A 13,018-nucleotide genomic window follows, 5' to 3' on the forward strand; every position below is an offset into this window, starting at 1 on the left:
TTCTCCTTATTTATGTATGATTCGGTCAATGGTCAGTTTATGTTTTCCATGCTTTGAAAAACCGTTATCTCGTTTTACGGTAAACCTTCCGTAACCTCTGACGCTGATTAAATCGCCAACTTCAACCAAATGAGATACCTTGGGCTGAATGAGGTAATCCAGCTTCACCTTTTCGCTTTCGATTAACTTGCTGGCCGTTCCCCGAGAAATCTTCAGAACGGCTGCAATAATTTTATCTAATCGCATACTTGATGCCAAAATATCAATCTCTTTAGTATTCGATTGATTTTCCAGCTGTTTTTCAAAGGGTATTTCTTCAAAGGCAACCGCTGCCCTTCCTATTTTACTCACCTGAGTATTTAAATAAGAAACCATGCTTTTTTCAACAAAAAACTGTGCGCGGTTCTCTTGAACTAAAATATCACCTAAAATATGACGTTCAATGCCCAATTTATTAATCAGGGTTCCCATAATCTGAGCATGGGTCAAGTGATTAAATTTGCTGTTGTATTTAATTTCCAGCAAGCTGATACCAAAGTCTGCCAGATCCAAATTGTAGTAGGCCGGCGCTATCAAAAGCCGCGCATATTCGGAAGGAATAAAATCCGAACTGACATAACACTTTAGATCTGTCTGCCCTGCAATACTCTTCATAACTGCAATTTGCCTGGGATTTAAAAAATCCGTAAGGCAAAAACTGTAGGTATCTTCTGCCTGTTTAATTAAATCATAAGCTTTTTCAATTAATTCCTGCTCTTCCAGCCTAAAGTGCTGATAAATCTCTTGTTTTGCCATGTTAAATAAGAAGATTAAATAAAAACTGTTTTAATAAATTCAAAAGCAAAATAATGATAATAATTGTAAAATCAAGTCCCGCAAACTGCAAATTGAAACGCCTGAAAGGTTTTATGACCGGTTCCACAATATCAGCCAGCAGTCTTCCCAGCCAAGTATCATAAGCGCCGGGAAACCATGATAAGAGAGCATAAACCACCAGCAAGAAGGAATAGACCTCAATCACTCTTGCCAGAATTACCACAATATACGCTAACATCATTTAACGTCTCTTCATGTCGTAGTTAAAGCTGACATCCTGGCCATTGGCTGCAAGACTCATTTCTTCAACATCCACAATAACATTGATTGGCGTTAGCAGATACATTGAGGCACCGACCTTTTGCAGATTTCCTGCCAGAACCTTGCTGGCTCCGTCAATGAAGTCTAAGCAGCGCCTAGCCTGTGCTTCAAGCATGTATTGAAAATCAATCAGCACACATTCGTTGCGAATCAGCAAATCAACAATTTCTTCTGCATCCTCATACTTACGAGGAAATTTAAGTGCGATTGTTGTCTTATCCTGTGCAGACTGCTGAGCATTATTGCGGCGGGTTGGGAGCGGGTGAATATTTTCTTCACCTGATGGGCGGCGGGGCTGCCCTTGGTTTGGCCGCGAAGCCTCTTGATTAGGCTGATGACCTTTCTTTGCATTTTGCTGTGTCTGCTGAGCAGCAGGACGTTTAGCAGACTCCTGCTGTCGAGCCGGTACAGCAACAGGTTCTTCTACTTCGCTGACCTCATCAGTGTCAAAGTAAGAAATAATTCTGTTAAAGCTATCTCTAAGTGCCATACGTATCTCCGTTTCATTTAAAGAATGCGCTGCCTATTCGGATGAAGGTAGCACCATTTTGAACTGCAATCGGAAAATCACCGCTCATCCCCATGCTCAATTCATCCAAAGGCATATTCTTTAAGTTTCTTTCTTTTAGATTTTTTCTCAATTCGTTGGTTTGGCTGAAAATTTTTGCCAATTCCTGCTCAGAAGCATCTATCGGCGCCATGGTCATCAACCCAACAACTTTAATCTTATCAAATTTTTGAATTTCTTCAAGTACATTATCAACTTCTGACACTTTGAAACCATGCTTGCTTTCTTCGCCAGAAATATTAACTTGCAAAAAGCATTTAACATCATGTTCGGCACGTTTTTGAATTTCAGCAGCTAACTTTACAGAATCAAGGGCATGGAAATAATCAACCAAGTTAATAACATCCTTAACCTTACGCCGCTGCAAACTGCCAATCAGGTGCCATGTCAAATCATAGGCCTGTAAAGCATGATATTTGTCGAGAAACTTGTCAACCCTGTTTTCGGCAATATGCTTAACTCCTGTTTGTACAAGTTTTTTTGCCGTATCACTGTCAACATATTTAGTAACTGCAACGACAGTAACATCATCTTTACTGCGTCCGGCCGCCTGAGCACAGGCAGCGACTTCCTGAAAAATGCGATCTTTATTTGCTTGTAAGTTCATTGTTAACGGTTTTTAAAGAAAGGAGGTGTTTCCAATTCATCATCATCGTCTGTATCAGCTGAAAAACTGCTCATTTTTAACTGACTGTCAATTTCACCTTCAGTCGGGCGGGCAATGCTTTCACGGCGAAGATCCCAGTCACCGAATGCAGACTGCTGAGGCTGTGCCTCTGCTGGTGTTTGCCGTGGCTCTGCAGCCGGCATTTCATGCGATTCATTCAAATCGAAATCAAAATTTTGACGGCGTTCAAAATTTGGCTGTGAAGCATTTGCAGAAGGAGCCTGCTGCTGAGGTCTCGGCTGCTTGTAAGGCTGTGCCTGACGGCGAATGCCGGACACCTGTTCAACACGGTCAGGGCGAACACCGGTAGCAACTACGGTTACGCGAATCTCATCTTTCATAGACTCATCAATTGCTGTACCGAGCCAGATGTTTACACCGTGTCCTGCAGCCTGATTAACAATTTCAGAAGCTTCTTCAGCTTCTGTCAGCGTCATATCAAGACCGCCGGTAACATTGACAATGACATCTTCTGCCCCATCAATTGTTGTTTCAAGAAGCGGCGAATAGGTTGCTTTGCGAGCTGCTTCAACGACCCGTTCTTCACCGGTTCCGACACCGATTCCCATCAAGGCATTTCCTTTATTTGCCATAACAGTTTTAACATCAGCAAAGTCAAGGTTAATCAAACCGGGACTGGTAATCAAATCGGTAATTCCCTGTACACCTTGGCGGAGTACATTGTCAGCTTCACTGAGCGCTTCAAGAAGTGGTGTTTTCTTATCAACAATTTCAAGCAAATTGTTATTAGAAATAATAAGAAGAGTATCTACTTCGTCACGAAGTTCATCAATACCTTCAATGGCATAATTGCCGCGTTTGCTGCCTTCAAAACCAAAAGGTCTTGTAACAACAGCAACTGTCAGAGCACCGACTCCTTTAGCAATGCGGGCAATGACCGGAGCAGCTCCTGTACCGGAACCGCCGCCCATGCCAGCGGTGATAAAGACCATATCAGCACCGCTAAGAGCTTCTGTTAATGCTTCCTCGCTTTCCTCTGCGGCTTTGCGGCCGATTTCAGGCTGACCGCCGGCACCCAGTCCGCGAGTCAGTTTAGGACCGAGCTGAATCACCGTTTCAGCTTTAGAGCTGCTCAGAGCTTGGATGTCGGTATTGGCTGCGATGAATTCAACACCGGAAACGCCCTCGTCAATCATGCGGTTGATGGCGTTCCCGCCGCCTCCGCCGACTCCAATTACTTTAATTACTGCACCCTGTACAGATGCTGCATCGAATGAAAATGCCATTTTAATCTTTCCTCACTTTAATTTTAATCAAACATACTGCCAAAGATACCACGTACACGGTCACTCATCTTTTGTTTTGGCTTGGCTGTTTCTCCTTTTTGAGGAGGCAGCTCTTCCAGCTGTGACTCAAGAGTGGCAGATTCTTGTGTTTGAGCGAAACTTCTAGTTTTAGGAGCAACACCTGTCGGCTTAATATCAATTGGTTTTCTTCTCAATTTTTCATCACCGGAAACAGCTCCCTGTGCCAAAATATCAACTTCGGTCAGCGTTCCTACATATTCAACAATACTGATGATGTTAGCAAACATAGGGTTTCTGATCCCAACTTGGTTGGGAACATGAAGCTTAACATTGGCACCAAAGATTTCCTGAGCAACCTCAACAACACCGGGCATAATTGCGGCACCGCCGACAATTACAATCCCGCCGGGCAGATCCAGCAGCCTGCCGCGTTCTAAGTCCTGCTTGATGCGATCCAGCAAGTGGCGAACGCGTGCCGAAATAATTTCTGAAAGATAACGTTCAGTAACCTCTATCGGATTTCTTTCCCCGACTACTTCTACCTGCACAGTTTCTGTCGAACTGGCTTCAGAAACATTAGCTTCTCCGAAATTAAATTTAAGTGCTTCGGCAACTTGATGCGATGTCTTAAGGACTTTGGAAATGTCCTTAGTAACGTAATCGCCGCCTTCTGCATAGGTATTGGTAAACTGCAGTTCTTGGGCACGCATTGAAGCAACGGTTGTCTGACCGCCTCCCATATCAATGACAGTAGCACCAAACTCGCGTTCTCCTTCGTTTAGAACTGATTTTGCAAGAGCCAGCGGGGAAATAATAATATTTTCAACCTCAATGCCGGCACGCTCCACTGTTTTACGAAGATTATGCAAAATCGTACTCGGACCGGTATAAATCAAGCCGCGCATTTCCAAACGAATCCCCATCATTCCGCGGGGATCACGGATGCCCTGAAAGCCATCGACAATGAACTCTTCCGGAATCAGAGAAATGACTTCACGCTCCGGTGTGATGCTCTTGGTCAAGGCTGAGCGAACTACACTGTCCACATCTTCGTCTTTGATTTCTTTAGATTCGCTGGGAACAGGAATCATTCCTTGGGTAGGCTCAATCTGCAGCAGATTTGCCGGCAGACCGACATTGACCTTGCTGATTGACATTCCTGCTTTTTCTTCAGCTTCTTCAATCGCTGTTTTAATAGCTTCTGCCGCAGTGTCTATATCAATGATAATACCATCTTTCACACCCGAACTTTTAACATTACTGACACCGATAACATTCATACTGCCGTCAATAAATTCAGCAACCAAAACTTTAATCGAGCTTGTTCCTATATCTAATCCTGTAAAAAAGCCATCTCTAGCCATTCACTCGACCTCTCTATCTTTCCATTCTATTACTGTCAAAAACAGAATTATTCAGGAAATATTATACCATAAAAAAACGTAAAATGTTAAGCTTTTTACGTTTTTTGTTATAGAAACTTAATTTCTTGATTCTCATGAAAATCATGGAGCAGTGGTCGCTTCTGTGACCGGCTGAGTATTTTCCTCTGACCCGGCAGCCGAAGAAGCTTCTGAAGCTGAATTGTCATCTGCAGACGACTGGCTTTCCTCTCCCTCAGAAGAGGCTTCTGTTGTGGCAGATGCCTTGTGTTCGGCAAGCGCAGCTTCAATATCTGAATTAGTACTGTAGAGGCCAACCTCCATGTCAACAATACTGCCGTCTGCCAGATCCTTCTTGATTTTAGGGTAGTAAGGCAGCTTACTGTCAATTTCCGACAGAGGAACACGAACAGTATTGCCGTCTGTCATTTCCAATAAAAGCAAATCCTTGGTGGAGTTCGAATTGACCGAGGAAATCGTTTTAATCCCCTTAACTAAGGCTTGGTCTAATTTTGCCAATTTTTTAACAAGTGTCTGGACATCCTGTGCATTGTCAAGATTGATGGTCAAAAAAGACTCAGGCAGTTCTGAAGCATTGACTGCGTCAGCCTGTGTGCCGTTTTCTAAAATCGGGATATAGCCGTTGTCTGCCTGCGTATAAGCAATAATGCTGCGCTCTTTTACTTTCAGCGTAAAATTGTTCGGAAAACGGTAAATCAGATGAGCTTCTTTAATCCATTTGTCCTTGGCTTTTAAAGTATTTTCAAAACAGCTCTTTTCAAAAATCAAAGCGGTCAGATAATCGGATTTCTTGATGCCCGATTTTTCAATCAGCTGCGCTTCAATCGCATTTTTATGGCCTGAAACGTTTATATTTTTTTGACGGCTGAACGGACTGATTATAAATAAAGAAACCAGCAAAACCACCATTGAAACGGTGATTACCAAAAAGGCCTGCCAGAAGTCTTTGCGGGGAATAACCCGTGTTTTTTTCTTCTTGGGCTTTTTTACCTTAGCCTGCTTTTCTTTAGGATTTTCCTGCTTAGAATCTCGGTCAAAAGAAGACTGCTCTGCTGCCTTTGGTTTCGCTGCTTTATCTTTAGAATTAGAACCTTCTTTTTCAGCCTGAAACTGAGCTTTTTTCTCAGCCATCTTTTTTTCGTTTAGTTTTTCTTTTTCAAGCTTTTCTTCCTGTTTTTTCCTGAGAAATTCCAGATTGCGCTGCTGCCACTCTGTTAAAGGGACTTCCTGTTTCTCTGTATCTTTTTTATCTTTTGCCATTATTTTCCTTTTTTTCAATTCCTATATCTTTTAACAAAAGACTGTAAAAATTGTCCGGAGAGGTAATCTCGGTTGATGATGCCATATTCTTCTTATAAAATTCCTGATTTGCCAATAAATGTTCGACTTTTTCCGTCAAATGAGCAACATCTAATTGTTCTTCAGGCAATTGCTGAGCATAGCCTTTTTTTTCAAAATAAGCAGCATTTTCCAGCTGATCGCCGCGGCTGGCTTCTTTCCCCAAAGGAACAATCACATGCAGTTTATTCATGGCAAGAAGCTCAAAAATAGTATTGGATCCGCCGCGCGTAACAACAACATCGGCCAGATCCATGAGGGGCTGATAAAGATTTGTTACATAATCTACCCGATAAAGATTGGGGCTCAGGCTGTTGAGCTGCTTATCTCCTGAAATGTTAATAATATTATATCTTTTCAGCAGTTCAGGCGACGCGCTGATAAAACGGTTAAAAACCTTGGCTCCGGCTGATCCGCCGATAAACAGCAGCGTTTTCAAATCAGAATCAAACTGTTCTTTGACAGCTTCGATCTGCTCTGCTGTTTCCAGGCTCAGGCTTTTGGCAGCAATTTTAGTAATGGCTCCGACATGTTTTGTTTTAGTCAGCGCATCGGCCTGTTCAAAAGTGGTATACATGGTTGTAGCAAATTTATAAGCAATCTTATTAGCCAGTCCCATTGATAAATCGGACTCATGAACAAAAACCGGTACTCTTAAAAATTTGGCCGCTATTACAGGCGGAACCGATACGAAGCCCCCCTTAGAAAACAAAAGCTGCGGACGGATTTTGGCAATGATAGCTAAAGACTGTAAAATTCCCCAGCCGACCTTAAAGGCGTCCAGCAGATTCTGCCAGGAAAAATAGCGCCGCAGCTTGCCGGTAGCAATCGAATGAAAACTGACATCAAGACCTGACTGCTTAATCTGCTCGTGCTCAATCCCATGCTTGTCACCAATATAGTGAACTTCCCAGCCATCCTTTAAAAACCGAGGAATCAAAATTAAATTGAGAGTAACATGACCGACAGTGCCGCCGCCTGTAAAGACAATTTTCTTTTTTGCCATGCTTATTCTCCCTTGATCGCTTCAAAGGCTGCGATAAATTCATCTCCGCGCACTTCAAAATTTTTGTACATATCCCAGCTGGCGTTGGCCGGGCTCAAAAGGATAACATCGCCGCTTTCAGCATTGTCAAAGGCGACCTTAGCAGCATCGGCAACATTTTTAGCATCCAGATAAGGTACATGTGCCTTATCTGCAGCCCGTTTAACCCGAGGAGCCGATTCTCCCAGAATAATCATTTTTTTCAGTCCTGCAAGATCCGGCACAAGCTCATCAAATTCATTGCCCCGGTCAAGACCGCCTGCAATCAGGATAACTTTTTTATTATCAAAGCCAGATAAGGCCTTCTGAGTTGCTAAGATATTGGTTGACTTGCTATCATTATAAAATTTAACGTCATTGACTTCGCCCAAATACTGCAAACGGTGCTTAACCCCGCCAAAATGAGCCAGAGTTTCTCTGATGGCTTCATCCGGCACACCGGACAATTTTGCCACGGCGATTGTTGCTAAAGCATTTTCGACATTATGACTGCCCGGAACACCAAGTTCTTCTGCTTTCATGACGGCTTGACCCTTGAAACAAAGCACCCCGTCTTCCAGATAAGCACCATCAACTTTTTTCTCTGTTGAAAAAGGAACAACCGCAGCCTTGGTTTGTGCCGCCAAATCTTCAGCGATTTTCTGATTGAAATTAAGGATGACAGTATCATCTGCAGTCATATTCTTTTGAATATTCCACTTGGCCTCAACATAATTCTCAAAGGAACCGTGGTAGTCAATGTGCGTTGGCATCAGATTAGTAATCACAGCAAGATGCGGATGAAATTCTTCCGTTCCCATTAACTGAAAAGAGGATAATTCCATAACCAAAGTGTCCGCAGCAACTGCTGACTGTGCTACTTCACTGGCCGGATAGCCAATATTCCCGGATAACAGCGCCGAATGTCCGCCGTGATTTAAGACCTCTGCAATCATGGTAGTGGTTGTTGTCTTGCCGTTAGAACCTGTAATGCCAATAATAGGCGCTTCAGAAACCAAATAGGCCAGTTCAACCTCTGTAATGACAGGAATATTTTTCTCCAATGCCCTGACAACCATCGGATTGGTATAAGGAATTCCCGGATTTTTAACCATATAAGCAAATTCCTCATCCAGAAGTTCCAAAGGATGGCTGCCGCAAATGACCTTGATGCCTTCTTCCAAAAGCGCCTGCGCAGAAGGATTTTCATCAAAAGGTTTGCCGTCATTGACGGTTACAATGGCCCCCAGTTTTGCCAAGAGGCGGGCAGCTGCTTGGCCCGATCGTGCTAAACCCAGTACCAAGACTTTTTTATTTTCAAATTTTTTAACTTGTTTCATTTTGATAATTCTGACTTTCTCATTAACTATATACTCTAATATTTTACCCTGAATAGACGACTTTTTCAAGATTTTAAAGTAAGACAAAGACTTTCTTTCTCACCAAAGAAGCAAGAAGATAACGTTCGGCACACAGCAGTTCATTTAACGATTAGCTAAACATAGTTAAAAGACCGGAACTTTTGTCCCGGTCTCCACATTTTAGTTATGATGCTTTTTACTTTTAGGTTTGGTCGTTAGCTGCAGCACATCCTTTAGAGCACAGTAGCCGACAGCAATCATTCCTATACCGACAAAGATTTCAGGAGGTGACTGCATAATCTTGATAAAAGTCATTCCGGTCAGTACCATTAAAAAGGCCACTACTGCTACCAGAGAAATCATATTCATGGTATTTTTGACCGTTTTAGGAGCGATAAAAATGTAATACATTAAAAGCAGTACGGCAATAATGGCATAAAACATTTTTTCTCCTTTCTCTCTGACTGAGTATTTTAATCGTCAGCAGATTTTTTCTTCTTAGCAGCTTTTGCCCGCGCATTTTTATCTAGGATTTGCTTGCGCAGACGGATAGACTCAGGCGTCACTTCCATGTACTCATCATCATTGAGGAATTCAAGCGACTCTTCAAGGGTCAGGATGCGCGGTGTTTTAATAACCGCTGTCTGGTCTTTGGTAGCCGAGCGAACGTTGGTCATCTGCTTAGCTTTGGTGATGTTTACCGTCAAATCATTCTCGCGTGAATTTTCGCCGATAATCATGCCTTCATACACTTCTGTTCCCGGATTAACAAAGATTGTTCCGCGTTCTTCAATGGACATGATCGAGTAAGTCGTTGCCTTGCCTGTATCAATAGAGACAAGAGCACCGCGGTGACGGCCGCCGATTTCAGCATTGATGACCGGTAAGTACTTGTCGAAAGTATGGTTCATGATCCCGTAGCCGCGCGTCATCGACAGAAACTCTGTCGGATAACCGATAAGCCCGCGGGCTGGTGCCAAGAAAATCAAACGAGTCTGACCGTTACCGGTTGACTGCATATCAAGCATTTCACCTTTGCGTTCTGACAGTGACTGGATAACTGCACCTTGGTATTCTTCCGGCGTATCGATCTGAACACGTTCGAAGGGTTCCATTTTCACGCCGTCAATTTCTTTAATGATAACTTCCGGACGCGATACTTGCAGCTCATAGCCTTCACGGCGCATAGTCTCAATAAGAATTGACAAATGTAATTCCCCGCGCCCTGAAACTGTCCATTTGTCAGGAGAATCAGTGGCTTCAACGCGGAGCGAAACATCCGTCTGCAGCTCTGCTAAAAGCCGCTCTTCAACTTTGCGGGATGTGACAAATTTGCCCTCACGTCCTGCAAAGGGCGAATTATTTGCTAAGAAAGTCATCTGCAGTGTCGGCTCGTCAATATGAAGAATTGGCAGCGGTTCAACAGCATCAGTCGGTGTAATCGTTTCACCAACGAAAATATCTTCCATCCCAGAAACCGCAATCAAATCACCTGCCTTGGCTTCTTTGATTTCACGGCGTTCAAGACCGAAAAATCCAAAGAGCTTTGTCACACGAAAGTTCTTGCTAGTACCGTCAAGTTTTGAAAGAGTCACCTGATCACCGACTTTTATCGACCCGCGGAAAACACGGCCGATACCGATACGTCCGACAAAATCATTGTAATCAAGAAGCGACACTTGGAACTGCAAAGGCTCACCTGAGTTATCGACCGGTGCCGGAATGTGGTCAATAATCGTATCAAAAATCGGTGCCATTGTGTGCTCTTGATCAGCCGGATCATCTGAAAGAGATGAGGTTCCGTTAATCGCTGACGCATAGACAACAGGAAATTCCAGCTGGTCATCATCTGCTCCCAACTCAATGAAAAGCTCCAGCACTTCGTCAACCACTTCTTCTGGGCGGGCAGACGGTTTGTCAATCTTGTTAACAACAACGATTGGTACCAAATTCTGCTCCAAAGCCTTTTTCAGAACAAAACGCGTCTGCGGCATTGTTCCTTCATAGGCATCAACAACCAAAACAACGCCATCTACCATTTTCATGATACGTTCGACTTCACCGCCAAAATCCGCATGTCCCGGTGTATCCATGATATTAATGCGTGTTCCGTTATAGGCAACAGCCGTATTTTTAGCCAGAATAGTGATTCCGCGTTCTTTTTCAAGATCGTTAGAATCCATAGCCCGTTCTTCTAACTGCTTATGCTCATCAAGTGTGTGCGATTGCTTCAAAAGCTCATCAACAAGAGTCGTTTTCCCATGGTCAACGTGGGCAATAATCGCAACATTTCTAATATCTTCTCTAAATTTTGTCATGATTCCTCTTATAATTATTTTATTTCAACTTACCAATTATAGCATAATTTTTGAGAAAAAGCGCAGGAAAGATAGCTGTAAACGTTTAAAATAAGAAAAAACATGCTCGAAAGCATGTTTGATAATAGCTAAAGCTCCAAAAAAATTACTCTTGTTCTTTCACTTTTCCATTCCAGTAATCAAGGCCGTTTTTCAGGACATAAAGATCCTTGTAGCCTGCTTTTTTGAGCGTTAAAACGGCACGGGCGACTAACTGCCCGCGAGTATTGTCGTAGAGCAGAACCGGTTTATCCTTGCGCAGAGCCGATACAGACTCTTTAAATTGCTCAGACGGCAGATTGCGCGCTCCTAAAATATGCTTGCGGCGAAATTCACTTGGAGAGCGCAAATCGATAACCTGAGCTCTTCTCATCATACTTTCAAACTCCGCATTGGGAATATACTTAGCCGCACGGCGAACACGGATATAGTTCCAGGCAAAGAAAGCAAGAAAGGCAAAAACAATAATCCATAAAATAATCGTTATAGCTGACATATGACTCCTTTATTCCTCAATAAACTGACGGGCAAGACTGGCTGCTCCGATGATACCGGCATCATTTCCCAGTTCTGCAATTTTAATCTTGGTAGATTTTTTAACTTGCGGAAAAGCAAATTGCTGGAAATACTTTTCGATGCGTAAACGTAAAAATTCACCGGCTGCAGACACACCGCCGCCAACAATAACCGAGTCAGGGTTCAAAATATTACTGATATTGGCCGTGGCAAGACCTAAATAAAACCCGACCTTTTCAACCACAGAATCCGCAAACTTATCACCGGCTGCCGCTGCAGTAAAAATATCCTTGCTCGTCACGCTGTCACCATTATCAATAGCGGCTTTAATACTTGATGTGCCCTCATAACTTTCTGCCAAAAGACGGCTCAGGCGGACAACACCTGTCGCTGAGGCAACTGTTTCAAGACAGCCCTTATTGCCGCAGGTACACTCAAAACCATCGTCCGGCTCAACAACAATATGGCCGATTTCTCCGCCGGCTCCGGCAACTCCATGGATAAGGTTGCCGTCCGCAATGATACCCCCGCCGACACCTGTTCCCAAGGTCACAAAAACAACATCCGGATTATTGTCACCGGCACCGACCCAGCGTTCACCCAAGGCCGCAACATTGGCGTCATTATCAATGGCAAAAGGAATGCCCAGCTCTGCTTCAATGGCTGCTCCAATTTCCTGTGTCTCAGCCCAGTTAAGGTTAAAAGCTCCTGTCACAGTTTTTTGGGTACGGTCTACTGCTCCCGGCGATCCCATGCCAATACCAGCAAAATCCTCTTTGGTTAAACCATAAAGGTCTAAACGGTGTTTGACAGAAGCAATAATATCCGGAACGATATGTTTGCCGTCTTCCAAGATATTGGTTTCAATGGCCCACTTTTCCTGAACCTGGCCGTCCAAGGTCAGAATGCCGAATTTAACACTTGTTCCGCCAAGATCAATGCCTAAAAGCTTTTTACTCATCTTCTTTTTCCTTTTCTATCCTGTGCTCTCTGCGCAAAATCAGTTCAGCCTGTAAATAGTCATTTTTTGAAATCAGCCCGTTTTCATAGAGCCTCTCCAGCTCAATTTTCATCATTTCGATGTCGTAAAGCCGCTTACCCAAATAAACATAGATGCCAAACTGTTTCAACAGCTGCTGCACATCATATAATGTTTTCATCTCTCAAATTTTACCAAAAAAAGGCCGTTTTTTCAATATCTTTTTGCAAACGTTTGCCTTTACCGCAAGCAAAAAACCTGAGACATAAATCTCAGGTTCAGACTGAAGACAAAGCTCTTAGAAATTGGTTTCTAAGAGCTTTTTGCTCTGTTTAGGAGTATACTAAAAGAAAACGGTTTGTGAGGTAAGGCCATGTTTCACAAAGAAAAACCAGATTAT

At 43.2% G+C, this 13,018-nt stretch carries 14 protein-coding genes; all 14 read right to left on the bottom strand.

Annotation, left to right across the window (positions count from 1 at the left end; genetic code table 11):
• Positions 1 to 6: 6 nt before the first annotated feature.
• The 14 genes from AC4HAF_RS09105 to AC4HAF_RS09170 all read right to left on the bottom strand — a co-directional run bounded on the left by AC4HAF_RS09105 (position 7) and on the right by AC4HAF_RS09170 (position 12,799).
• The gene (locus AC4HAF_RS09105; protein WP_491097503.1) at positions 7 to 795 is read right to left on the bottom strand and encodes a YlmH family RNA-binding protein; all 789 of its coding nucleotides are present in this window, start codon (positions 793 to 795) and stop codon (positions 7 to 9) included.
• Between the two features lies 1 nt (position 796).
• On the bottom strand, positions 797 to 1,057 hold the full coding sequence (locus AC4HAF_RS09110; protein ID WP_491097504.1) for a YggT family protein: 261 nt from the start codon (positions 1,055 to 1,057) through the stop codon (positions 797 to 799).
• On the bottom strand, positions 1,058 to 1,627 hold the full coding sequence (locus AC4HAF_RS09115) for a cell division protein SepF (RefSeq protein WP_491091523.1): 570 nt from the start codon (positions 1,625 to 1,627) through the stop codon (positions 1,058 to 1,060).
• Between the two features lie 13 nt (positions 1,628 to 1,640).
• Complete coding sequence (locus AC4HAF_RS09120; RefSeq protein ID WP_491097505.1) at positions 1,641 to 2,312, bottom strand: YggS family pyridoxal phosphate-dependent enzyme; 672 nt, start codon at positions 2,310 to 2,312, stop codon at positions 1,641 to 1,643.
• A gap of 2 nt (positions 2,313 to 2,314) precedes the next feature.
• The gene (gene ftsZ, locus AC4HAF_RS09125; RefSeq protein WP_491091525.1) at positions 2,315 to 3,619 is read right to left on the bottom strand and encodes a cell division protein FtsZ; all 1,305 of its coding nucleotides are present in this window, start codon (positions 3,617 to 3,619) and stop codon (positions 2,315 to 2,317) included.
• Between the two features lie 23 nt (positions 3,620 to 3,642).
• A complete protein-coding gene (ftsA, locus tag AC4HAF_RS09130; RefSeq protein WP_491097506.1) occupies positions 3,643 to 5,004 on the bottom strand; it encodes a cell division protein FtsA in 1,362 nt (453 codons plus the stop codon).
• A 141-nt stretch (positions 5,005 to 5,145) separates the two neighbouring features.
• On the bottom strand, positions 5,146 to 6,303 hold the full coding sequence (locus tag AC4HAF_RS09135; RefSeq protein WP_491097507.1) for a cell division protein FtsQ/DivIB: 1,158 nt from the start codon (positions 6,301 to 6,303) through the stop codon (positions 5,146 to 5,148).
• Positions 6,290 to 7,387, bottom strand: coding sequence for a UDP-N-acetylglucosamine--N-acetylmuramyl-(pentapeptide) pyrophosphoryl-undecaprenol N-acetylglucosamine transferase (locus AC4HAF_RS09140; RefSeq protein ID WP_491097508.1), 1,098 nt, complete (start codon positions 7,385 to 7,387; stop codon positions 6,290 to 6,292). The genes AC4HAF_RS09135 and AC4HAF_RS09140 overlap by 14 nt, the downstream gene beginning before the upstream one ends.
• Positions 7,388 to 7,389: 2 nt before the next feature.
• Positions 7,390 to 8,745: a UDP-N-acetylmuramoyl-L-alanine--D-glutamate ligase gene (gene murD, locus AC4HAF_RS09145; protein ID WP_491097509.1), complete on the bottom strand. Its 1,356-nt coding sequence runs from the start codon at positions 8,743 to 8,745 to the stop codon at positions 7,390 to 7,392.
• 201 nt (positions 8,746 to 8,946) lie between these two features.
• Positions 8,947 to 9,210, bottom strand: coding sequence for a DUF3165 family protein (locus tag AC4HAF_RS09150; protein WP_491097510.1), 264 nt, complete (start codon positions 9,208 to 9,210; stop codon positions 8,947 to 8,949).
• Between the two features lie 29 nt (positions 9,211 to 9,239).
• Complete coding sequence (gene typA / locus AC4HAF_RS09155) at positions 9,240 to 11,084, bottom strand: translational GTPase TypA (protein ID WP_491097511.1); 1,845 nt, start codon at positions 11,082 to 11,084, stop codon at positions 9,240 to 9,242.
• Between the two features lie 145 nt (positions 11,085 to 11,229).
• On the bottom strand, positions 11,230 to 11,619 hold the full coding sequence (locus AC4HAF_RS09160; protein WP_491097512.1) for a rhodanese-like domain-containing protein: 390 nt from the start codon (positions 11,617 to 11,619) through the stop codon (positions 11,230 to 11,232).
• A gap of 9 nt (positions 11,620 to 11,628) precedes the next feature.
• The gene (locus AC4HAF_RS09165; RefSeq protein WP_491097513.1) at positions 11,629 to 12,600 is read right to left on the bottom strand and encodes an ROK family glucokinase; all 972 of its coding nucleotides are present in this window, start codon (positions 12,598 to 12,600) and stop codon (positions 11,629 to 11,631) included.
• Complete coding sequence (locus tag AC4HAF_RS09170; RefSeq protein WP_491091534.1) at positions 12,593 to 12,799, bottom strand: YqgQ family protein; 207 nt, start codon at positions 12,797 to 12,799, stop codon at positions 12,593 to 12,595. Before AC4HAF_RS09170 ends, AC4HAF_RS09165 begins: the two co-directional genes overlap by 8 nt.
• Between the last annotated feature and the right edge of the window lie 219 nt (positions 12,800 to 13,018).

The organism is Streptococcus sp. ELY_90 (assembly GCF_058314475.1).